The sequence below is a fragment of the Corynebacterium afermentans subsp. afermentans genome, assembly GCF_030408355.1.
GTDB lineage: Bacteria > Actinomycetota > Actinomycetes > Mycobacteriales > Mycobacteriaceae > Corynebacterium > Corynebacterium afermentans.
The window spans coordinates 1596512-1617503 of record NZ_CP046606.1 but is presented as its reverse complement, the minus strand read 5'-3'; the positions used below and the strand labels follow the sequence as shown (position 1 = coordinate 1617503).

The 20992-nt window shown below is 64.0% G+C and carries 22 protein-coding genes and 1 riboswitch; of the genes, 18 read left to right on the top strand and 4 right to left on the bottom strand.

From position 1 onward, the window contains the following. Positions 1 to 117 precede the first annotated feature (117 nt). The 15 genes from ctaC to CAFEA_RS07650 all read left to right on the top strand — a co-directional run bounded on the left by ctaC (position 118) and on the right by CAFEA_RS07650 (position 14655). The gene (gene ctaC / locus CAFEA_RS07720; RefSeq protein ID WP_034998495.1) at positions 118 to 1212 is read left to right on the top strand and encodes an aa3-type cytochrome oxidase subunit II; all 1095 of its coding nucleotides are present in this window, start codon (positions 118 to 120) and stop codon (positions 1210 to 1212) included. Between the two features lie 18 nt (positions 1213 to 1230). Further along, positions 1231 to 1662: an aa3-type cytochrome oxidase subunit IV gene (gene ctaF, locus CAFEA_RS07715; protein ID WP_063938821.1), complete on the top strand. Its 432-nt coding sequence runs from the start codon at positions 1231 to 1233 to the stop codon at positions 1660 to 1662. A 403-nt stretch (positions 1663 to 2065) separates the two neighbouring features. Then, positions 2066 to 2686, top strand: coding sequence for an aa3-type cytochrome oxidase subunit III (gene ctaE, locus CAFEA_RS07710; RefSeq protein ID WP_172796744.1), 621 nt, complete (start codon positions 2066 to 2068; stop codon positions 2684 to 2686). Between the two features lie 63 nt (positions 2687 to 2749). Further along, complete coding sequence (gene qcrC / locus CAFEA_RS07705; RefSeq protein ID WP_063938819.1) at positions 2750 to 3598, top strand: cytochrome bc1 complex diheme cytochrome c subunit; 849 nt, start codon at positions 2750 to 2752, stop codon at positions 3596 to 3598. Next, positions 3595 to 4815 carry a cytochrome bc1 complex Rieske iron-sulfur subunit gene (gene qcrA / locus CAFEA_RS07700; RefSeq protein WP_034998503.1) on the top strand — a complete coding sequence of 407 codons (1221 nt, stop codon included), beginning with the start codon at positions 3595 to 3597 and terminating at the stop codon, positions 4813 to 4815. The genes qcrC and qcrA overlap by 4 nt, the downstream gene beginning before the upstream one ends. Then, positions 4815 to 6446 (top strand): cytochrome bc1 complex cytochrome b subunit, encoded by a 1632-nt coding sequence (qcrB, locus tag CAFEA_RS07695; RefSeq protein ID WP_063938818.1) that lies wholly within the window; start codon positions 4815 to 4817, stop codon positions 6444 to 6446. Before qcrA ends, qcrB begins: the two co-directional genes overlap by 1 nt. 398 nt (positions 6447 to 6844) lie before the next feature. Continuing rightward, positions 6845 to 6976, top strand: a riboswitch (cyclic di-AMP (ydaO/yuaA leader). A gap of 10 nt (positions 6977 to 6986) precedes the next feature. After that, the gene (locus tag CAFEA_RS07690; protein ID WP_063938861.1) at positions 6987 to 7742 is read left to right on the top strand and encodes a C40 family peptidase; all 756 of its coding nucleotides are present in this window, start codon (positions 6987 to 6989) and stop codon (positions 7740 to 7742) included. 160 nt (positions 7743 to 7902) lie between these two features. Beyond that, positions 7903 to 8925 (top strand): C40 family peptidase, encoded by a 1023-nt coding sequence (locus CAFEA_RS07685; protein ID WP_253705028.1) that lies wholly within the window; start codon positions 7903 to 7905, stop codon positions 8923 to 8925. Next, positions 8909 to 10057 carry a glycosyltransferase family 4 protein gene (locus CAFEA_RS07680; RefSeq protein WP_216635705.1) on the top strand — a complete coding sequence of 383 codons (1149 nt, stop codon included), beginning with the start codon at positions 8909 to 8911 and terminating at the stop codon, positions 10055 to 10057. The genes CAFEA_RS07685 and CAFEA_RS07680 overlap by 17 nt, the downstream gene beginning before the upstream one ends. 11 nt (positions 10058 to 10068) lie before the next feature. After that, positions 10069 to 11022 (top strand): ROK family protein, encoded by a 954-nt coding sequence (locus tag CAFEA_RS07675; protein WP_063938817.1) that lies wholly within the window; start codon positions 10069 to 10071, stop codon positions 11020 to 11022. Positions 11023 to 11036: 14 nt separating this feature from the next. Then, entirely contained in the window at positions 11037 to 11765 is a 729-nt protein-coding gene (locus CAFEA_RS07670) for a lysophospholipid acyltransferase family protein (RefSeq protein WP_063938816.1), read from the top strand. Further along, on the top strand, positions 11762 to 11977 hold the full coding sequence (locus CAFEA_RS07665) for a hypothetical protein (RefSeq protein WP_034998511.1): 216 nt from the start codon (positions 11762 to 11764) through the stop codon (positions 11975 to 11977). Before CAFEA_RS07670 ends, CAFEA_RS07665 begins: the two co-directional genes overlap by 4 nt. Further along, the gene (locus tag CAFEA_RS07660) at positions 11978 to 12490 is read left to right on the top strand and encodes a polyadenylate-specific 3'-exoribonuclease AS (protein ID WP_063938815.1); all 513 of its coding nucleotides are present in this window, start codon (positions 11978 to 11980) and stop codon (positions 12488 to 12490) included. It abuts the gene before it with no gap. Between the two features lie 77 nt (positions 12491 to 12567). After that, positions 12568 to 13956: a class II 3-deoxy-7-phosphoheptulonate synthase gene (locus CAFEA_RS07655; protein ID WP_063938814.1), complete on the top strand. Its 1389-nt coding sequence runs from the start codon at positions 12568 to 12570 to the stop codon at positions 13954 to 13956. 405 nt (positions 13957 to 14361) lie between these two features. Beyond that, a complete protein-coding gene (locus CAFEA_RS07650; RefSeq protein WP_126857000.1) occupies positions 14362 to 14655 on the top strand; it encodes a hypothetical protein in 294 nt (97 codons plus the stop codon). A 240-nt stretch (positions 14656 to 14895) separates the two neighbouring features. Here the strand turns inward: CAFEA_RS07650 and CAFEA_RS07645 are convergent, their stop codons facing one another. Further along, complete coding sequence (locus CAFEA_RS07645; RefSeq protein ID WP_063938813.1) at positions 14896 to 16242, bottom strand: protein kinase domain-containing protein; 1347 nt, start codon at positions 16240 to 16242, stop codon at positions 14896 to 14898. Positions 16243 to 16267: 25 nt separating this feature from the next. Between CAFEA_RS07645 and CAFEA_RS07640 the strand changes: the two genes are divergently transcribed. Next, on the top strand, positions 16268 to 16630 hold the full coding sequence (locus CAFEA_RS07640) for an Rv2175c family DNA-binding protein (RefSeq protein ID WP_063938812.1): 363 nt from the start codon (positions 16268 to 16270) through the stop codon (positions 16628 to 16630). Here CAFEA_RS07640 and CAFEA_RS07635 read toward each other — a convergent pair. Genes CAFEA_RS07635 through CAFEA_RS07625 form a run of 3 tightly spaced genes read right to left on the bottom strand, consistent with a single transcriptional unit; the run spans position 16533 to position 19727 of the window. After that, complete coding sequence (locus tag CAFEA_RS07635; RefSeq protein WP_063938811.1) at positions 16533 to 18038, bottom strand: alpha-(1->6)-mannopyranosyltransferase A; 1506 nt, start codon at positions 18036 to 18038, stop codon at positions 16533 to 16535. The genes CAFEA_RS07640 and CAFEA_RS07635 overlap by 98 nt on opposite strands. Continuing rightward, positions 18038 to 19120, bottom strand: coding sequence for a polyprenyl synthetase family protein (locus CAFEA_RS07630; RefSeq protein WP_286131500.1), 1083 nt, complete (start codon positions 19118 to 19120; stop codon positions 18038 to 18040). Before CAFEA_RS07630 ends, CAFEA_RS07635 begins: the two co-directional genes overlap by 1 nt. A gap of 43 nt (positions 19121 to 19163) precedes the next feature. Then, positions 19164 to 19727, bottom strand: a complete 564-nt coding sequence (locus CAFEA_RS07625) for a GNAT family N-acetyltransferase (protein ID WP_063938809.1) — start codon at positions 19725 to 19727, stop codon at positions 19164 to 19166. A gap of 152 nt (positions 19728 to 19879) precedes the next feature. Here CAFEA_RS07625 and CAFEA_RS07620 point away from each other — a divergent pair, with 152 nt between their 5' ends. Both CAFEA_RS07620 and CAFEA_RS07615 read left to right on the top strand, forming a co-directional pair. Continuing rightward, on the top strand, positions 19880 to 20317 hold the full coding sequence (locus CAFEA_RS07620) for an SAV_6107 family HEPN domain-containing protein (protein ID WP_253705027.1): 438 nt from the start codon (positions 19880 to 19882) through the stop codon (positions 20315 to 20317). 90 nt (positions 20318 to 20407) lie between these two features. Then, positions 20408 to 20800: a DUF3040 domain-containing protein gene (locus CAFEA_RS07615; RefSeq protein ID WP_063938808.1), complete on the top strand. Its 393-nt coding sequence runs from the start codon at positions 20408 to 20410 to the stop codon at positions 20798 to 20800. Positions 20801 to 20992: the final 192 nt, after the last annotated feature.

The window sequence follows — 20992 nt, the reverse complement described above, 5'->3', positions numbered from 1 at the left end:
CTCCACTTTCAAGATTCCGATGGGCCAGGCCGGATGAACTATTCTGGCCCCGTAGGAATGTTCTGTCACGAACATGAACATTCAGTGTTTTTAGTGTGGACAGGAAGGCAGACACACGTGGATAAGGAAGTAAACCGCGGTTTCGCCAAGAAGGCCGGCGTCGCGGCAGCACTCCTGCTCGGCAGCTTCGGGCTCGCTGGCTGTGACGTCGCTGCGCCGGAGGCGGTCGCAAACATCCTCGACATGGGCTGGCCGGACCCAGTCACCCCTGAGGGCACCCAGATGTACAACTTCTGGGTCTGGACCTGGGTTGCCGCCTGGATTATCGGCATCATCATGTGGGGGCTGTTCATCATGGCCATCGTCCGCTGGAACTCTAAGGCCCGCGCGAAGAGCGGCGCCGGCGAGTTCCCGCGCCAGACGCAGTACAACATCGGCCTCGAGCTGGGGCTGACCGTCCTGCCGATCATCATCGTCATGGTGCTGTTCTTCTTCACCGTTCAGGCGCAGACGAAGACCACCGCCCTGGACAAGGATCCGAAGGTGACCGTCGACGTCACCGGCTACCAGTGGAACTGGAAGTTCGGCTACGCCAACGTTGCCGGCGACCTGACCGCGGACGGCCAGGACTACGACGGTCTGGATGCCGAACGTCAGGCGCTCGCCGAGGAGACCAAGTTCGATCCGGAGGACATGCACAACGCGAACCCGATCCACGGCACGTCCATGGGCGACCAGTCCTACCTCAACTTCAACGAGATCGAGACCATCGGCTCCACCGAAGAGGTGCCGGTGCTGGTGCTGCCGACCGACACGGCGATTGAGTTCCGCCTCGCGTCCGGCGACGTGAACCACGCGTTCTGGGTTCCGGAGTTCCTGTTCAAGCGCGACGTCTACGCGCACCCGGAGAACAACCAACAGCAGCGCGCGTTCCAGATTGAGCGCATTGAGGAAGAGGGCGCCTTCGTCGGCCGCTGTGCTGAGATGTGCGGTACCTACCACGCAATGATGAACTTCGAGGTCCGCGCTGTGAGCCCGGAGAAGTTCGAGCAGTACATCCAGTTCCGCCGGGACAACCCGGGTGCCCCGAACTCCGAGGCGCTGAAGTCCATCGGTGAGGACCCGTACGCCACCTCCACCCGTCCGTTCGTCTCGGGCCGCACTGACACCCGCGACGGCAACAACTCTGTCGACCCGAACGCGAACGTTTAAGAAAGAGAGAGCGAAGCCATGGGAACTGGATCAAAGGTTTTCTACGCCATCGGCACCTTCCTTGCTTTGATGGCCGTGTTCTACATCCTCGCCACCGCTTGGATCGGTGAGGACGCGTACCTCTTCGGTGTGGAGTGGGTCGGCGCTGTTGGTCTCGTGCTGGCTGCTGTCATGTCCTTCATGCTCGCCGGCTACCTCGACATCACCGAGCGTCGCATGGATATCGTCCCGGAGGACTGGGAAGAGGCGGAGATCGAAGACGGCGCCGGCGTGCTCGGCTTCTTCTCCCCGAGCTCCATCTGGCCGTTCACGATGTCCGTCGCCATCTGCGTGCTCGGCCTGGGCATTGCCTTCTGGCAGCTGTGGCTGCTCGCCCTTGGTGCAGTGTTCCTGATTTGGGCCACCGCCATGCTGAGCCTGCAGTACGGTATTCCGCGTGAGAAGCACTAGACGCTGAAGAAAAACTCCCCCGCCGCGAACGGTCGCGACGGGGGATTTTTCTGTCGTTATGGTGCAGTTTAGGTTCCGATCATCCGAAAGTTTGTCCCCCATTTAGCCCGCCGAGTCGGACCACAGAGGGTGTGAGATCAGGCACACTTGGGAACTTCACCGCCCGCGGAAAAATGCGCGAAAATGCGGGCCGAAATCTCTCGGTGGGGGAGGGGGATCGCCGCCTGACGCGATGACCAGCATTGATCTAGTCGGATTTGGGGCAGAAAAGTTCCCGAAAAAATAAAAAAGTTTTTCCGTCATACGTGTGTATGCAAAAGACGCTGGTGGCGCACAGGTTCACAGGAAAATTTCGGGGGTGAGTGAGATGAATATCAGGACGAAATAGGGGATAATCACACCCGTGACGACCGCAATGACAAACCAAGATATGGCGACGCCGCAGAATCGCGTCCCAGCGCTGAACCGTCCGAACATGGTCAGCGTGGGCACGATTGCGTTCCTCGCCCAAGAGCTCATGTTCTTTGCCGGTTTGTTCGCGATGTACTTCACGTCGCGCGCAAACGGCCTCGCCAACGGTGACTGGAGCACTCAGACCGATCACCTCAACATTCTGTTCGGCGGAATTATCACCGTCGTGCTGATCGCGTCCTCCTTCACCTCCCAGTTCGGTGTGTTCGCCGCCGAGAGGGGTGACGTGTTCGGCCTGCGCAAGTGGTTCACCGTGACCGTTGTGCTAGGCGTCATCTTCCTCGGCCTGGTGGCCTTTGAGTGGACCGAGATGGTCATGGCCGGCGTAACGCCGCAGTCCTCCGTCTTCGGTTCGGTGGTGTACATCATCACCGGCTTCCACATGGCCCACGTGACCGCCGGCATCATCGCGTTCATCGTGGTGCTGCTGCGCGTTGCCAAGTCGAAGTTCACCCCGGCTCAGGCAACCGCCGCGATGGCAGTTTCCTACTACTGGCACTTCGTCGATGCCATCTGGGTCGGCGTGTTCATCACCATCTACATCGTTCAGTAGTGCGCCTCCAGGCGATTGCCTGGGGGAGCGGAAAAATTCTGAAAAGTCGATAAAGGGAACACAATGGAAAACACACCCAAGAAGAAGCGCCAGGGACGCAAGACGCAGCGCACGCTCGCTGGCGCAGCAGCCCTGACGCTGGGGTTGACCGGTGCGGGTCTGCTCGCATCCGCGCTCACCCCGAACTCACAGGTGGCAACGGCGGCCCGTGATGACCAGGCACTGATCCAGGAGGGCAAGGACCTCTACGACGTCGCTTGCATCACCTGCCACGGCGCGAACCTGCAGGGCGTCGAGGACCGTGGTCCGTCGCTCATCGGTACCGGCGAAGGCGCCGTGTACTTCCAGGTCAATTCCGGCCGTATGCCGATGATGTCCAACGACGCTCAGGCTGAACGCAAGCGTCCGCGCTACACCGAAGAGCAGGCTCTCGCCCTCGCCGCCTACGTTGCGGCGAACGGCGGCGGCCCGGAGCTGGTGTACAACGAGGACGGCTCGCTGGCCATGGAAGAGCTGCGTGGCAAGGACTACGACGGCAACATCCAGGAAGCAGACGTCGCCCGCGGCGGCGAGCTGTTCCGCCTGAACTGCGCGTCCTGCCACAACTTCACCGGCCGCGGCGGCGCACTGTCGTCCGGTAAGTACGCGCCGACGCTTGATCCGGCCAACGAGCAGGAGATCTACCAGGCCATGCTCACCGGCCCGCAGAACATGCCGAAGTTCTCTGACCGTCAGCTCTCCGCTGACGAGAAGAAGGACATCATCGCCTTCATCAAGTCCACCAAGGAAACCCCGTCCCCGGGCGGCTACGCCCTCGGTGGCCTCGGCCCGGTTTCTGAAGGTATGGCGATGTGGATCATCGGCGTGACCCTGGTCGCTGCCGCTGCTATGTGGATTGGATCTCGCTCATGAGTGATGTGAAGAAGAATTACACGAAGGAAGAGCTGGACCGCATGAGCAATGCGGAGCTGGCCGCCCTGGGCACCGAGCTCGACGACGTCACGGTGGCGTACCGCAAGGAGCGCTTCCCGGTCGAGGGCGACCCGCGCGAGAAGTCCGCTGCCACCGGCATTGGTATCTGGCTGACCATCTCGATCATCTCGGCGTTGGCCTTCCTCGGCGTTTACCTGTTCTGGCCGTGGGAGCCGAAGTTCCACGGCGATGAGGGCCTGTTTATCTACACCCTCTACACGCCGCTGCTCGGCCTGACCGCCGCGCTGGCGTTCTGCGGCCTCGGCGTCGCCATCATCCAATACGTGAAGAAGTTCGTGCCCGAAGAGATCGCGGTGCAGCGTCGCCACGACGGCCGCTCCAGCGAGTTGGACCGCCGCACCACTACCGCGCTGTTGAACGACGCGTGGGAGACCTCGACGCTGGGCCGCCGCTCGGCGCTGAAGGGTCTGCTGGGCACCGCGGGTGTTCTCGCCGGTCTGATGGTCATCGCTCCGCTCGGCGGCATGATTAAGAACCCGTGGAAGGTCCGCCACGAGCTGGACTACCACGGCGACGGCACCCTGTGGACCCACGGTTGGACCATTCAGGACAAGGGCGTGAAGGTCTACCTCGGCCGCGACACCGGCGCTATCGCCGAGCTGCACGAGGGCCAGACGGGTTCCCACTACACCACCGCTGGTGTGTCCCGCCTGGTGCGTATGCGCCCGGAGGATCTTCCGGCCGGTGCCATGGAGACGGTGTTCCCGCTCTACCCGGAGGACGTCAACGACGGCAAAGACTACGACCCTGAGCGCGATGTCTACGAGCACCACATGCACTCCCTCCACGGTCCGCGCAACTCTGTCATGCTCATTCGTCTTCGTTCTCAGGACGCGAAGAAGGCGATCGAGCGTGAGGGCCAGGAGGACTTCCACTACGGCGACTACTACGCCTACTCCAAGATCTGCACGCACATCGGTTGCCCGACCTCGCTCTACGAGGCTCAGACCAACCGCATCCTGTGCCCGTGCCACCAGTCGCAGTTCGATGCTCTGCAGTACGGCAAGCCGGTCTTCGGCCCGGCCGCTCGTGCACTGCCGCAGCTGCCTGTGACTGTTGACGAAGACGGTTACCTCATCGCCAACGGGAACTTCATTGAGCCCGTCGGCCCGGCATTCTGGGAGCGTCAGTCCTAATGAGCACTAAACTTGAGCAAGTCGCGGACAACGTTGATTCGCGCTACACAATCTCGGGCGTCCTGCGCCCGCAGCTGAACAAGGTCTTCCCGACCCACTGGTCCTTCATGCTCGGCGAGATGGCGCTGTACAGCTTCATCATCTTGCTGCTGACCGGTGTTTACCTGGCACTGTTCTTTGACCCTTCTATTACAAAGGTCATCTACGACGGTGCGTACCTGCCGCTCAACGGCGTCGAGATGTCCCGCGCATACGCAACCGCGCTGGATATTTCCTTCGACGTGCGTGGCGGCCTGTTTGTCCGCCAGATGCACCACTGGGCCGCATTGATGTTCATGATGGCGATGTTCGCCCACATGATGCGCGTGTTCTTCACCGGCGCGTTCCGTCGCCCGCGTGAGGCCAACTGGCTCATCGGTGTCACCCTCGTGCTGCTGGGCATGATCGAGGGCTTCATGGGTTACTCCCTGCCGGACGACCTGCTCTCCGGCGTCGGCCTGCGAATCATGTCCGCCATCATCTTGGGCCTGCCGATCATCGGCACCTGGATTCACTGGGCTATCTTCGGCGGCGACTTCCCGTCGGACCTGATGCTGGACCGCTTCTACATCCTCCACGTGCTGATCCTGCCGGGCATCATCCTCGCCCTGGTTGCAGCTCACCTCGCACTTGTCTGGTTCCAGAAGCACACCCAGTTCCCGGGCCCGGGCCGCACCGAGAACAACGTTGTCGGCGTGCGCATCATGCCGGTGTTCGCCACCGAGGCAATCGGCTACATGATGGTCGTGTTCGCGGTCCTGGCCGCAATGGCTGGTCTGACCACAATCAACGGCATCTGGAACATCGGACCGTACAACCCGTCGCAGGTCTCCTCAGGTTCCCAGCCGGACATCTACATGCTGTGGACTGACGGCGCTGCCCGTGTCATGCCGGCGTGGGAGCTCTACCTGGGCAACTACACCATCCCGGGTGCATTCTGGGTGGCACTGCTCTGTGGCCTGATGGTTGTCCTGCTGATCACCTACCCGTTCATCGAGCAGAAGGTCACCGGCGACACCGCCCACCACAACCTGCTGCAGCGTCCGCGTGACGTTCCTGTACGTACCGGTGTCGGCGTCATGGGCCTGACCTTCTTCCTGCTGCTGACAATCTCCGGTGGTAACGACCACGTGGCGCACTTCTTCGAGATCTCGCTCAACGCGATGACCTGGGTCGGCCGCATCGGCCTGATCGTGCTGCCGCCGCTGGCCTTCTTCATCACGTACCGCCTATGCATCGGTCTGCAGCGCTCCGACCGTGAGGTACTGGAGCACGGCATCGAGACCGGCGTGATCAAGCGCCTGCCTAACGGTGCGTTCGTGGAGATCCACCAGCCGCTGGGTCCGGTGGACGAGCACGGCCACCCGGTGCCGCTGGACTACGCCGGCGCCCGCGTGCCGAAGCAGATGAACCAGCTCGGCTTCGCGGACTCCGACACCATCGGCAAGTTCTCCCCGGCAGAGCTCGGTGTCACCGAGCGTGTGCGCGACGCAGAGGAGCAGAAGCACCACGAGGCCGTCGAGACGCTGCGCGCGCTCGAGGCCACGAAGGACCGCTCCGACCGCGACGCCACCAACGAGAACGCGGAGTAGATATAACGCCTTAGCGGTCGCGATTTAGCCCCTTTCCCGGCTTCGGGGAAGGGGCTTTTTCTTGATTACAAACCCGTAAACAAGGGCATGTGACAAAGACCACAGAGATTTTCAGGTTGTGGCAGCGTGCAAGTTGCGGGCGCCGGTATGTTCGGCGTCGTGACGGTGTGAACATGCAGCGCAATATGGGTAAATGGGGCATTTTGGGGTGACTGAGTGTCAGATGAAAAAAGCTGAGATGCGGACGCGTCACACGCATTTTTTCTTGGTAACGGAACTGTAACGGCGTGGCGGGTGGACACCGTTGTTGCCGTTTCGTAACCTGTTCGAGACATTGCGACAACAGCCGTTGGCAGCATGTACCGAAAAACAACATATGAGCCGTAACCCGAAGCGGCGATCCGCACCCGCGGAACGCGCGCCACGGGGACCGGGGAACCAAAGGGGAGTCAAATGCTTCCTTGGGGCGCAGGGCCATTTCTCAGCACCCCGCCCGACAGCTAACCCGGTTGGCGAAGAGAAGATATGGAGAAAACTATCGTGGCAAAGCACCGTCGCCAGAACAACACCGCAGCACGCGCAGCAGCGGCTACCGTAGCCGTCGCAGCAGGCGCTGCACTGGTCGCGCCGGCCGCATCCTCCGCAGCAGAGGTCCGTGTTCCCACCACTCCGGTTTCCGCCCAGGTTCCGGGCATTGAGAATGTCCCGGGTATCACTTCCATTCCGGGCATCGACGCCTGGATCCCGTCGCTCGCAGGTGCACCTGCAAGCGGCAACGTTCAGAACGCTATCGCTTCCGTGAAGGCAATGCCGGGCGTCGCTAACGTTCCGGGATTCAGCCAGTTCCTCGCAAACGTTGAGCAGCAGGTCCGCCCGGCAGCTCCGGCTCCGGCTCCGGTCCAGCAGACCTACTCCGCACCGGTTGCCGCTCCAGCGCCGGCTCCGGAGCCGTCCGCTGGCGAGCGCATCGTTTCCATCGCGCAGTCCAAGATCGGCTCCCCGTACGTCTACGGCGCTGCCGGCCCGAACGCCTTCGACTGCTCCGGCTTCACCTCCTGGGTTTACGCTCAGGCTGGCAAGTCCATTCCGCGTACCTCCCAGGCTCAGGCCGCCGCCGGCCAGCAGGTCGCTCTGAGCGATATTCAGCCGGGTGACATCGTTGCCTACTACGGTGGCGCGTCCCACGTCGCTATCTACGCCGGCAACGGCCAGATCATCGACGCACTGAACTCCGGTATCCCTGTCGGCTACCGCGATCTGCACATGATGCCGATCCACTCTGTGGTCCGCTTCTAACAGCAGACTTTTTGCCCCGTCCCGCATCACGCGGACGGGGCATTTTTTCTCTTTTACCTCAGTGATCACTCAAATCACACGTTGAGCATTTTGCTTGGCTGCGGCCTCCGGAGCAGCTATAGTTTGTTCGGTCTCGCCGAAATCTAAAGAGGTGTCCAACGTGGGTAAACACTCGCTGCACTCCAACCGCCCCCGCGCTGTTTTTGCGGCCGCCGTCGCTGGTGCCGTCATCGCCACAACGGTGGCTCCCATTGCGCACGCGGACGACGTTGACGCGTTGATTGAGGAAATGGAGTCCGTCTCCCACGACGCTACGGCGAAATCAGAGGAGATCAAGGAACTGGAAGACGAGATCGCCCAGTCCGAGGCGAAGCTGCGGTCGGCGAATGCGCGCGCGGCTGAGGCCAAGTCGCAGCTGGAGTCTCTGCGCGGCGTCTCCGATGCGCAGCGCAAGAATGTCGGCGACATCGCGCAGTCCCGCTACCGCATCCCGAAGTCCGACGCTATTTTGACCACCCTGGATTCCGGCAACCCGCAGGAGGCGATCGACCGCTCGGCATACCTGGCTGCTCTCGGGCGCAACTCGCAGCGTGCGCTGACGGAGCTGGAGGACGCCAACCGTGCTGCCGGCGAGCGCGCAAGCGTGGCCAGCATGGCGGTGGCTGAGGCGCAGCACGCCCGCAACGAGCTGGACGGCAAGCGCAAGCAGCTCGAGGGGGAGCGCGAGGAGCTCGAGCTGCGCGTCGCCGACATCGAGCGCCGCGTGGACAGCCTGAGCGAGGCGGACCGCCAGCGTTGGATGAACAAGGACAACCCGGTGGACTCCGCGTCCCTTCCGGGCGTGGACTCCGGCATCGTCGGCGCTGCCATGGCGCAGTTGGGCAAGCCGTACGGCTGGGGCTCTGCCGGCCCGGACGCGTTCGACTGCTCGGGTCTGATGGTGTGGGCCTACGCCCAAAACGGCATTGGCATCCCGCGCACCTCGCAGGCGCAGCTCGCAGGCGGCACCCCGGTGTCCATGGACGCCCTGCAGCCCGGCGACATCATCGGCTACTACCCGGGTGTGACGCACGTCGGCATGTACGTCGGCAACGGCATGGTGGTCCATTCCTCGGACTACGGCATCCCGATCCAGGTGGTGCCGCTGAACTCCATGCCGGTCCAAGGTGCAGTCCGCTATTAGGACGCTGCTGGTCACCAACGACTTCCCGCCCACCGTGGGCGGGATTCAGTCGTATCTGCGGGACTTCGCCGCCGAGCTTGCAAACCGTGTGGGCCCGGAAAACCTCGTGGTGTTCGCCTCCACGCAGGACGCCGAGGCTGCACACCAGTGGGATGCCTCCGTGCCCTACACGGTCGTTCGCTGGCCGCGCCGCGTCATGCTTCCCACCCCGGCCACGGCGCGGGAGGTGCAGCGCCTGATCCGCGTGCACGGTATTGCAACGGTGTGGTTCGGTGCCGCGGCACCGCTGGCGCTGATGGGCGCAGCCGCGAAGCGCGCGGGAGCCACCAACGTCATCGCCACCACTCACGGCCACGAAGTCGGCTGGGGCATGCTGCCCGTCGCCCGCCGGGTCTTGAGCATCATCGGCCACAGCGCTGACACTGTCACCTACATCTCCGACTACACCCGGTGTCGGCTGACGGCACTCGGCACTCGACCCCGGTTTGTGGCGTTGCCGTCCGGCGTCGACACCGAGTTCTTCCGCCCCGCCAGCGCGTCTCAGCGCGCCGCCACTCGCCAGAGTCTCGGGGTCGGCGACGACCCGCTGGTGGTCTGCTCCTCGCGGCTGGTGGCCAGGAAAGGGCAAGATGTGCTGATTCGGGGATGGCCGGAGGTTCGTCGACAGGCAAAAGGCGCCCGGTTGGTCATCGTCGGCTCCGGGCCGTACGGGCGGAAGTTGCGGGCGATGGCGGGCGAGGGCGTCGCATTCACGGGCGCGGTGCCGGGGGAGCGGTTGCGCGACATCGTCGCGGCCGCGGACGTGTTCGCCATGCCCGCGCGCACCCGCCTGGGCGGTCTCGACGTCGAGGGCTTGGGCATCGTCTACCTGGAGGCGCAGGCGTGCGGCGTGCCCGTCGTCGCGGGCGAGTCCGGTGGCGCGCCCGAGACAGTCACCGCGGAAACTGGGGTGGTGGTTGACGGCAGCGACGCCGGTGCCGTCGCCAGGGCGATTTCGCAGCTGCTTCTCGACGACCAAAGGCGCACACTCATGGGCCGCGCCGGACGCGCGCATGTGTCCGAGCACTTCTCCTGGGACGTGCTCGGGGCGCGGCTGGCTGCGCTATGCGGCGCTGAAACGCGGCGGGACTAGACTGCGTTTCCATGGTTGCTCACTCACCGATGACCGTCGGATTCGACATTGGCGGCACGAACGCACGCGCAGCAGTGGTGGACGTTGACGGGGTGATCGTCGATTCGATCGGCACCCATACGCCGCATGACACGGAGGGGCTTACCCGCACGATCGTGAAGATGGTCGACGAGCTGCGCGCATCCCACGACATCGGTGCAGTAGGTGTGGCCGTGGCGGGATTTTTGGACCCGGACTGCGAGATCGTGCGCTTCGCGCCGCACCTGGCCTGGCGCGACGACCAACCTGTGCGCCGTGATCTCGAGCAGGCGCTGGGCCTGCCGGTTCGCCTGGAGCACGACGCGAACTCCGCGGCCTGGGGCGAGTACCGCTACGGCGCGGGCCGCGAGCTGGATACCTGGGTGTTCTTTGCCGTCGGCACCGGTATCGGTGCGACACTGATGCACCACGGTGAGATCTACCGCGGCGCGTTCGGTACCGCGCCCGAGTTCGGCCACATCACCGTCGTGCCCGGCGGACGTGTGTGCTCCTGCGGCAAGCAGGGGTGCTTGGAACGCTACGCCTCGGGCACGTCGCTGGTGGACTGTGCGATTGAAATCGCCACCAAGGGGAGTTTTCGGGATTCGGTGGTGTACCGGGCGGTCGTCGAGAAGCGAGCGAGCGGACACGACATCATGGCCGCAGCCCGCGCCGGCGACCCCCTGGGGCAAGCCGCCCTGGACAGCTTCTCCACCTGGCTGGGCCGAGGGCTAGCAATCGTCGCCGATGTGCTGGACCCCGCGCACATCGTCCTCGGCGGCGGTGTGAGCGAAGACGCGGACCTGTACCTGGACGACGCCCGCGCGTCCATGGCCGCCAACATCGTCGGAGCCGGATACCGCCCGCAACCGGAGATCCTGTGCGCTGAGCTGGGGTCCCGGGCGGGTATGATCGGGGTCGCTGATCTGGCCCGTGAACTGCTGTAGAAGGCGAGTAAACGATGAACAACAAGTGGTATTCCCTGTTCAAGGTTCTTCTCGGGCCGCCGCTGCTGGTGTGGAACCGACCCACCATCGAGGGCGCGGAGAACATCCCCAGTGAAGGCGCCGCGATTTTGGCGTCCAACCACCAGGCCGTGCTGGACTCGTTCTACCTGCCGCTGATGGTGCGGCGCCAAATCGCCTTCCCCGCGAAGAAGGAGTACTTCACCGGTACGGGTCTGTCCGGGCGCATCCAGAAATTCTTCTTCTCCTCGGTCGGCCAAATTCCCGTGGACCGCGGCGCCAAGGACGCCGGCGCCGCGATGCAGACCGCGGCGGAAAGCGTGCTGGACAAAGGCGACCTGTTCGGCATCTACCCGGAGGGCACCCGCTCCCCGGACGGGCGCGTGTACAAGGGCCGCACCGGCATGGCGCGCGTGGCCATGGCCACCGGCGCACCGATCGTGCTCATCGGCATGATCGGCTCCGGTAAAGCGAACCCGATTGGCACGACAGTCCCGCGGCCGGTGAAGGTGCGCATCAAGGTTTCTGAGCAGATCCACCCGCACGCCTGGGCCGCCGAAAACGGCTTCGACCCCGACTCGCGCGAGGTAATGCGCCCGTTCACGGATTACTGCATGCGCCGCCTCGCGGACATGGTGGGGGAGGACTATGTGGATGTCTACGCCTCGGACGTGAAAAAGTCCTTGGCTGAGACGGGGGAGTACCCGGAGGAGGCACGCCCGTGAATAAACCACTGATTATCCGTTTTGCGCTGGTGGCGGTTGTGGTGGCGATCTACCTGGTCGCCTCCGAGGCCGGCTGGTACCCGAAGCTGGCCGGGCCTCTTGCCGTGCTGGCGGTGGCCGCGGTGATGTTTTGGCCCCGCCGCGGCGGCGGGCCGAAGGGGCCGTCGAGACGCGAGCTTCTCGACGACATCCGGTCGGAGCAGCGCAAGTAGATGCGGTATTTCTACGACACTGAATTTATCGAGGACGGCTCCACCATCGAGCTCGTCTCCATCGGCATCGTCGCCGAAGACGGACGCGAATATTACGCCGTGAGCACGGAGTTCAACGCCTCCAACGCCAACGAATGGGTGCGGGAGAACGTGCTGAACAAGCTGCCGCGCGCCTCGCACTCGGCGTGGAAGCCGCTGCAGCAGATTCGCGACGAGGCCCACGAGTTCCTCACCGCCGGCCGCGGCAAGCCGGAGCTGTGGGCCTGGGTCGGCGCCTACGATCACGTCGTGTTCGCCCAGCTCTGGGGCGATATGGCCGGCTTGCCAAAGGACCTGCCGCGCTACACGCGCGAGCTCAAGCAGTATTGGCAGATGGCGGGGCGCCCGCGTCTGCCCAAGGTGCCGGACGGCAACCACGACGCGCTCGTGGATGCGCGCCACAACCTGCGTAAATTCCGCGTGTGCATGGAGGCATTGCCTATCGACGCCTCCGGCTCCGTGTCCAAACAGTGAGATACGTTCTTCGTATATTGGGAAATTGCAGGTGAAAACGGTTGTAGTGCGAGGGGATTCGTGCTACTACTAAATGGGTGAGTTGGACAATCGACATCCCTAAAGACGTACTGCCGGACCTGCCCCCGCTGCCGGGCGACCTGAATGAGCAGTTCCAGGACGCACTCTCCCGCGACGCGAAGCAGCAACCCTCCTGGGACCCCAACCAGGCGCAGTATGTGCGCAAGATCCTCGAGTCTGTGCCGCCTGTTGTGCTCGGCCCCGAGGTGGAGGAGCTGAAGACCCAACTAGCGGACGTCGCCAACGGCAAGGCGTTCATGCTGCAGGGCGGCGATTGCGCAGAGACCTTCGAGTCCAACACCGAGCCCCACATCCGCGCCAACGTTCGCACCCTGCTGCAGATGGCCGCGGTGCTGACCTACGGCGCGTCGATGCCGGTGGTGAAACTGGCCCGCATCGCCGGCCAGTACGCCAAGCCGCGCTCCTCAGACCTGGACGCCAACGGCCTGCCCAACTACCGCGGGGACATCGTCAACGGCGTTGAGCCCACCGAGGAGGCCCGCCGTCACGACCCGGCCCGCATGGTCCGCGCCTACGCCAACTCCTCCGCGGCGATGAACCTGGTCCGCGCCCTGACCGCGTCCGGCACCGCCGACCTGCACAACATCAACGACTGGAACCGCGAGTTCGTGACCAACTCCCCAGCGGGGGCTCGCTACGAAGCGCTCGGCCGCGAGATCTCCCGGTCTCTGGCCTTCATGGACGCCTGCGGCGTGCGCGACGACAACCTGCGCACCTCCAACGTCTACGCCTCCCACGAGGCGCTGCTGGTGGACTACGAGCGCGCCATGCTGCGCCTGGCTACCGACTCCAACGGCGACACCAGGCTCTACGACCTGTCCGCCCACCAGCTCTGGATCGGCGAGCGCACCCGCGGCATCGACGACTTCCACGTCAACTTCGCCGCCCTGATCTCTAATCCGATTGGCATCAAGCTCGGCCCGACCACCACGCCCGAGGAGGCCGTCGCCTACGCCGATAAGCTCGATCCGGAACGCGTGCCGGGCCGGTTGACCATGGTTATCCGCATGGGCCAGGACAAGGTCCGCGAGGTGCTACCGGGCATCGTCAAGGCCGTCGAGGCTTCCGGCCACAAAGTGGTCTGGCAGTCCGACCCGATGCACGGCAACACCTTCACCTCCTCGAACGGCTACAAGACCCGCCACTTCGACAAAATCATCGACGAGGTGCAGGGCTTCTTCGAGGTCCACCGCGAACTGGGCACCCACCCGGGCGGCATCCACATCGAGCTCACCGGCGAGAACGTCACCGAATGCCTCGGTGGTGCCCAGGACATCACCGATGTCGACCTGCCGGGCCGCTACGAGTCTGCCTGCGACCCCCGACTCAACACCGAGCAGGCCCTCGAGCTGTCCTTCCTTGTCGCGGAGATGCTGCGCTATTAGTTGTTGACGGCGCCCGCGGCGTCGTCTTCCATTCGTGCGGGTCGCTTGCGGTCTCTGCATTGCGGACAATTCAGCTGGGGCCAATAATTGGTCCACACCCAGTAACACTATGCAGCTGCATAGTGGTTGGGTGGCCGCTCTCGCAAAAGTTGACATTTTGCCGAGTTTGGCGTTCCGCGATCTGCGGAAATGTCAGGCGGTCGTCAGATCTTACGAGAAGCCGAGGTTCCCGGGCCGAAGGGGCGCTTGCGGACTTCACTTTGTGGACAATTCAGCTGGCACCAATAATTGGTTCGTACCCAGTAGCACTATGCAGCTGCATAGTGGTTGGGTGCTTGTCGCGGGGTCCGCATTGCGGACTGATTGGTGGGTGCCAATAGTTGGTCTACACCTAAGGAATTTGTTGTGAAAGAAAGAACGATCATTCCGGGAATACTTTTTGGAATTGTCTTGGGCATCGCAACCCTTTACGGCGGAGTGCTCCTGTCCACATGGCTTCCAATACCTTTCGTCTTCTATGGGCTACCTCTACCTTCATTGGTGGCGTTGGGTGTATTAGCCATGTCTGTCTACATGTTGAAAAAGGATCGGCTTAGCGACCGATCATGGCGTGCTTTTGCCTTCACATTCGCCGCGGCTTTCGTCGTAACAGCGTTCTTATGGGTGAGCACCATTTCTGGCTATGGAAACTTCGCATAGCCTATAGATATGGAGTCGCTGTAAGGCCAATTACAGTTAGCCCCCTCTAGATTTCGCCTTCGAAGCCGCGACACGTACTATCGCATCGCGATTAAGTCCCCGTGTCCACTTTCCGGGGTTCGGGCCCGTTCCCGGGCCGAAGGGGCGCTTGCGGTCTCCGCATTGCGGACAATTCAGCTGGCACCAATAGTTGGTCCGCACCCATTAACACTATGTAGCTGCATAGTGGAAGTCGCCCGGCTATGCCTGGGGCACGATGATCTCGGGGATTTCGCCGTACATGCCGGAGCCGAACCACCAAGCCCCCAGCGCCACGGCGATGATCGCGATTATCACGAACACGGTGTAAAGAGCCACGGCGAATGGGGAACGGTTCGACACTGGCTTAACGACGGGACGCTGGGAAGCGGGCTCGCGGGTGGAAGGAACATCCGGGTTGTTGGGCGAGATCTGCCTCGGAGCAGGTCTCTGAACAGGTGTGGGACCTGCGGCCGGGCCAGGTACGGGACCAGCCGCGGGCCATTGGCCGCGCGCCGGGCCGGGTGCTGGCTGGGCGGGCCTGGCGGGAGAGGGGGAGACGCGGGTGGGGGCGTCGTCGCCGGGGAAAAGGCGCTGGTGGGCGGCGCTCTGAGTGCCCGGAGCACTCGGGGTACCGCTAGCACCGCCAACCCCTGCAGCCAGCCCAAAATTGGTCGGGTGTTCGGCGGCTCGGTGCGCGGCAGAGTTGCGTGGGGCGGGCACGGTGTAGGCGGGCAGTCGCAGCTCGCTGGCCACGTCGTCCAGCGCCGCCAAAAATTCTGCGGCGTCGTGGAACCTGTCTTGCGGGTTGCGGGCGGTGGCGGTGGCCACGAGCTCGTCGAAAAGCTTTGGCACCCCCGCGATCAGCGACGACGGCGCGGGCACATCGGAACGCAACCGGGCGTACGCGTGGGCCAGGGGAGTATCGCCGCCGAAGGGGGTGCGGCCGGTGAGTAGCTCGAAGAGCACGATGCCGGCGGAGTAGACGTCGGAGGCTGCGGTCAGTGCGCCGCCGTCGACTTGTTCGGGCGAGAGGTAGGCGACGGTGCCGACGATTTGGTCGGTGGATTGGGTGGTTTCGGCGGCGGCGCGCACGAGGCCGAAGTCGGAGAGTTTGACGCGGCTGGAGGCGTCGATGAGTACGTTGTCCGGTTTGATGTCGCGGTGGACCATGCCTTTCGCGTGCGCGACAGCGAGGCCGGTGAGCATGCCGCGCATCACGGACGCGGCGGCGTGCGGGGGCATGGGGCCGCGTTCGGCGAGTAGTTCGCGCAGGGTGCCGCCGGTGATCAGTTCCATGATCAAAAATACTTCCCCGCCGGATGCGGAGAAGTCGTAGACGTTGACTAGGTTTGGGTGGCTGAGCTGGGCCATTGCGCGTGCTTCGCGGCGGAAGCGTTCGCGGAAAACTTCGTCGTGCACGTATTGCTCGAGCATGACTTTCGCCGCCACTTCGCGCCCGAGGCGTGCGTCGACGCAGCGGTAGACGGTTGCCATGCCACCGCGTGCGATTGGGCGGTCGACAACGTAACGCCCGTCCAGAGTCGTGCCTGCGCGCAAGGTTGCCATGTGCACCAGAGTAGAATCGCGGACCGTGAGCGCACAAACGAATCTTGAGCCATTGCTTATCGACGAAACCCTGCTGCCGTTCCCGGATGTCGCCGAGAGGCTGGGCGTGCCGGTGACCAAGGTGCACGACTACATCGGCGCGAAGAAGCTGGTGCACTATGTCCAGGACGGCAAGAAGGTCGTGCCGGCGCGCCTGCTCGGCGAGGACGGCTTGAGCAAGTTCGTCTCCGGCGCGATCACCGTGCTTTCCGACGGCGGCTACGACGCCGACGAGATCCTCGCGTTCCTGTTCACGCCGGATGAGTCTCTGCCGGGGCGTCCTGTGGACGCGCTGCACGGCCAAAAGGCGCGCGAAGTGATCCGCCGCGCGCAGGCGATGGCGTTTTAGGCGGATCCCGGAACAGCCACTCCACCGCCACCACGGCGGCGATCGCCGCGAGGGCGAGAAACCACATGTCGTAGAGGCGGTGGTTGCCGCTGCCCTTGAACGCCAGTGCCACGACTATCGACGCCCCGACGGTCACCCGCACCACCCAAGCCGGCGGCTTAAACGTGCCAGCCAGCGAGATGACGGAGGCGTAGTACCAGGGCAGCGTCACCGCGTTGGTGGCAAACGCCACGGCGTAGGCGGCGGTGGTACCGGCGACGGCGCGGCGTTCGTAGTCCTCGCCGCGGCGGGGGCGGAAGATCCACCACACGACAGCCAGGCCCACGAGCATGAGCGCGGAGAAGATCGTGCGGGTCCAGGTGAGGGCGGTGTTGTAGCGGAACGTGTCGTCGAAAAGCTGGAGCACCGGCGTGATGAGTTCGGCGGCGAGGGTGGGGCCGGCGAGCGGATTGATCACCTTCGAGTTGCCGGTGATCTCTTCGAGCCACCCCCAGGTGGTGCCGGACGCCCATGTGACCAGCTGGATCACCGCGACGTTGACGGCGAGCGCCCACGCGCCGCAGGCCACAAGCATGCCGGCGGCGCCGAGGGTGGTTGCGCTGCGGCGCTTGACCATCAGCCACACCACGAACGGCAGGGCCACCGCCGCGGTGGCTTTCAGCGACACCGCCAGCGCGATCAGCGCGATGCCGGGGGTGCACCAGCGGCTGCGCAGGCACCACAACAGCCCCACGCTGACCAGACCGACCATGACGGCCTCGTTGTGCATGCCGCCGATGAGGTGCAGCAGCATCACCGGGTTGGCCGCGCCCAGCCACAAAGCGAGCGCGGGGTCGCCGCCGACTTGCTTGGCAATGCGCGGCAGGGCCCACATGATCAGCGCGAACCCGGCCAACGAGAACAGCCGGTAGACCACCAGGCCTAACGTGACGTTCTCGCCGACCAGCCACGTCACTGCCTTGCCCATACCAAGGTGGAGCGGCCCGTACGGGGTGGTGGTGTTGCGCCAGTCGTGGGAGACCTCCCATAGGTACGGGCCCGGGTTGACGGCGGCGCCTTCGGAATAGGGGTCGTAGCCGTCGCGAAGCATCGCGCCCTGCATGAGGTATGAGTACACGTCGCGCGACAGGATCGGCGCAGACACCGCGAGGATGCCCGCCCACCAGCACACGCTGCGGCGCACCTGCGCCAGGCCGGGGCGGGTCTTCCACAGCAGCACCCACGCCAGTACCAGGCCGAAAATGCCGGCGGTGAGCAGCAAGTCCATCAGCGCGCGGCCGTGGCCGTAGGACAGGTGCTCGAGGCCGGCGGCGCGCAGCAGGCCGCCGCGGTAGCGGGTCGCGCCGGCGCCGAAGGACCCCACGGCAATCAGCGCGCAGGCGGCTACGCCCAAACTCTGCGGACGCATCACATCCGCCGGTCGGTGGCCTTGTGCGCGAGCCCGGTGAGCGCTTCCACGGTGGCGTCGTCGATGCCAGCGCCGTCCAAAAAGCCCAGGCCGGAGGCGGTGAGTTCTTCAATGCGCGCCTCCACCGCGTCTTCTGCGCCGCTGGAGCGAATGAGCTCTGCTAATCGACGCAGCTCCGCCTCATCCTCCGTATTCCCAATCCCGTCGCGCAGTTCCTGCGCGGCGGCCGGGTTGGCTTGGTCGAGCAGCTCAAGGGCGGTAGCGAACAGCTCCGTGCGCTTGCCCTCACGGATGTCGTCGCCTGCTGGTTTGCCGGTGACCGCTGGGTCGCCGAACACGCCGAGCAGGTCGTCCCGGAGCTGGAAGGCGATGCCGATGTCACGGCCGTAGCCGCGGAATGCGCGGATTAGCGGCTCGCCCGCACCCGCAAGCGCCGCACCCAGGTGGAGTGGGCGCTCGATCGTGTAGGCCGCGGTTTTGAACCGGTTGACGCGATTGGCCATCTCCACCGACTCACTGCCCAGGCTTTCAAGCATGGTGTCCAGCAACTGGCCGCCGATGACCTCGGTGCGCATGCCCACCCACGGCTCCGCGGCGCGAGCGAGCGCGTCCTGGGAGACGCCGGAGTAGCGCCACATGTCTTCGGCCCAGGCAAGGGCGAGGTCGCCGAGCAAAATCGCGGCGTTTATGCCGTACTCCTCTGCGGAGCCGAGCAGGCCCTCGCTGCGGTGCTCCGCCTCGATCGCGCGGTGCACCGTGGGGTTGCCGCGCCGGGTGTCGGAGGCGTCGATGATGTCGTCGTGCACCAGCGCACACGCCTGAATCAGCTCCAGCGAGCTCACCGCACGAAGCACCGCCTCGGGGTCCTCGGTGCCGTGTAAGCCACCCGCGCCGACGAAGCCTGCCCAGCCGTAGGTGGGGCGCACACGCTTGCCGCCGCCGAGGACGAAGCGCCGCAGGTGGCTGACCGCCTGGGCGACAGGCTCACCAATGGTCTCGATAGCAGCTGCGCGCTCGTTGAAAAACGCTTCCAGGTGCTGACCTACCTGTGCCGGTACGTCCTTGAGCCCAAGATCTGTCACGCCCACGCTCCTTGTGCCTGAAATCTTTCCTCTTCCCGCAACACTACTCAGTGCGGTTGGGCAGTTCGAGGGCGAGGATGGCGAAAGGGCGTTTATCCCCCTCGTAGAGAAAATTGCGCGCCACGTCCGTGAACCCGAATTTGCGGTAGAGAGCGAAAGCGTTGTTCGCCTCGCCTGCAATTTCCGGCGTGGACAGCAGCGCCCAGCGTGTCGGTGCCTCCCGTAGCAGTTCCGTGAGCAGGCGGGAGCCCAGGCCCTTGCCTTGCAGTGCGGGGGAGACGTGCACCTCGGCGACTTCGAAGTAACTGCGCAGCATGTCCCGGTCCTGGTCTGTGATCCCGCCGTTGGCGTGCATCGCGCGCACGAGCTGACGGTCCCACCAGCGCTCGCGGGTGCCGATGAAGCCGTAGGCGATGCCCACGACTTGGCCTGTATCGATCGCTGCGACCGCGGTGAATCCGGGGGAGCGCACCTCGCCCTTCCACACCTGGATGCGTTGTCGGCGCATGGTCCTCGGGTACCCCATGGCCTCTATATAGATGTCTACGAGTGTTGGGGTGAGCATGAGGAACTCGGCTGCCGTGAGGCGCTGGATGGTTGCAGTCACCCCTCTATGGAATCACTTGCGGGTGCTCGGCGTGGAAAGAACCCACAGATTGATTCGAACGAGTGTTCCCATGGGCGTCGGGTGGTGTCGAACGGGTGTTTTAGGGTGACCCCATCACTTAGACAAAAGCGATGTTTCCGCAGGAGGACACAATGATGGGAAGCGTAGTTTCAGCAACAACCGGCGCAGTGTACGGGCGGGGCGCGCGTGTAAGTAAGGCCGACCAATTCCTGGCGGCCGCCGAGGAACTGATTGGTCTGGCGCACGATGACTTCGAGGCGGGCCGCCACGACGTGGCAATGGAAAACGCTTATCGTGCGGCGCTGCGGGTTGCCGGGGCGCGTAATGTGAGCTCGCCGATCGTGCGCAAGCGCAAGCGCCTTCCCACAAGCGCGTGGGACAAACTGGCGCTCACGGGTGAGGATGGGGCGCATTGGGCCACTGTGTTCAAGCGCTATTCGACGCAACGCGGCAGGGTGGCGTCCGGCATTGAAACTGATCCAGGTGCGGCTGTGGTGCACCGGCTGCTCTCGGATGCGGAGGAGTTCTATCTGTCTACCCGGGCAGGGGAGATGCCGATGGTCGCTTAACGGGATGGATGTGGGGCACGGGAACAATCTGCGTACCATGGCCGTTATACGGATAATGTCAGTCCGCCATCGGTATCTGGAGAGTGAGCAGTGTCTCTATCTGAGCAGGAAATGCGGGCGTTGCGCGAAATTGAGCAGTCTCTCTTCGCGGACGACCCGAAGTTCGGCAGCAGTGTCGTGACTGAATCTGGCTTCGGTTCCGCACCCAAGACCGGCCAATTGACCATGCGCAGCGTCGCGCTGATTGTCTTAGGTCTCGTGCTGCTGCTCGGCGGCGTAGCACTGGCGAGCCTGAGCACCTGGACGATTGTGCTGAGCATCATCGGCTTCGCCGTCATGCTCTTCGGCGGCATCATGGCCCTGCGTACTCCGACGCACCAGCCGTCCTCGTCTGCCCGTGCGTCGCGGCCAGCGAAGCCGCGCACCCAGCGCAGCGCAAGCATGGAGGAGAGCTTCCGTCGGCGCTTTGAGGACCGTCAGTAAGGTTTAAGCTTCGCACACAGACAACGCCTTTCCGTTAGAGCGGGAAGGCGTTTTTTCGTGCTTTCCCTAAATCCCCCACTTCTCCCCACTGGCGCCCCATATGCGTCGAAAGTGGGGAATCAGCGTCTCATTTAGCGCGTGATGTGTGGGGATAACGATGTTTTAAGTGGCATGTGTGAGTGATGGTGTGCG

Excerpts from the sequence above, each read along its gene's own strand:
- ctaF (WP_063938821.1), top strand. The coding sequence starts at position 1,231 with ATGGGAACTGGATCAAAGGTTTTCTACGCCATCGGCACCTTCCTTGCT.
- qcrC (WP_063938819.1), top strand. The coding sequence starts at position 2,750 with ATGGAAAACACACCCAAGAAGAAGCGCCAGGGACGCAAGACGCAGCGC.
- qcrA (WP_034998503.1), top strand. The coding sequence starts at position 3,595 with ATGAGTGATGTGAAGAAGAATTACACGAAGGAAGAGCTGGACCGCATG.
- qcrB (WP_063938818.1), top strand. The coding sequence starts at position 4,815 with ATGAGCACTAAACTTGAGCAAGTCGCGGACAACGTTGATTCGCGCTAC.
- CAFEA_RS07675 (WP_063938817.1), top strand. The coding sequence starts at position 10,069 with ATGGTTGCTCACTCACCGATGACCGTCGGATTCGACATTGGCGGCACG.
- CAFEA_RS07670 (WP_063938816.1), top strand. The coding sequence starts at position 11,037 with ATGAACAACAAGTGGTATTCCCTGTTCAAGGTTCTTCTCGGGCCGCCG.
- CAFEA_RS07660 (WP_063938815.1), top strand. The coding sequence starts at position 11,978 with ATGCGGTATTTCTACGACACTGAATTTATCGAGGACGGCTCCACCATC.
- CAFEA_RS07645 (WP_063938813.1), bottom strand. The coding sequence starts at position 16,242 with ATGGCAACCTTGCGCGCAGGCACGACTCTGGACGGGCGTTACGTTGTC.
- CAFEA_RS07635 (WP_063938811.1), bottom strand. The coding sequence starts at position 18,038 with ATGCGTCCGCAGAGTTTGGGCGTAGCCGCCTGCGCGCTGATTGCCGTG.
- CAFEA_RS07620 (WP_253705027.1), top strand. The coding sequence starts at position 19,880 with ATGATGGGAAGCGTAGTTTCAGCAACAACCGGCGCAGTGTACGGGCGG.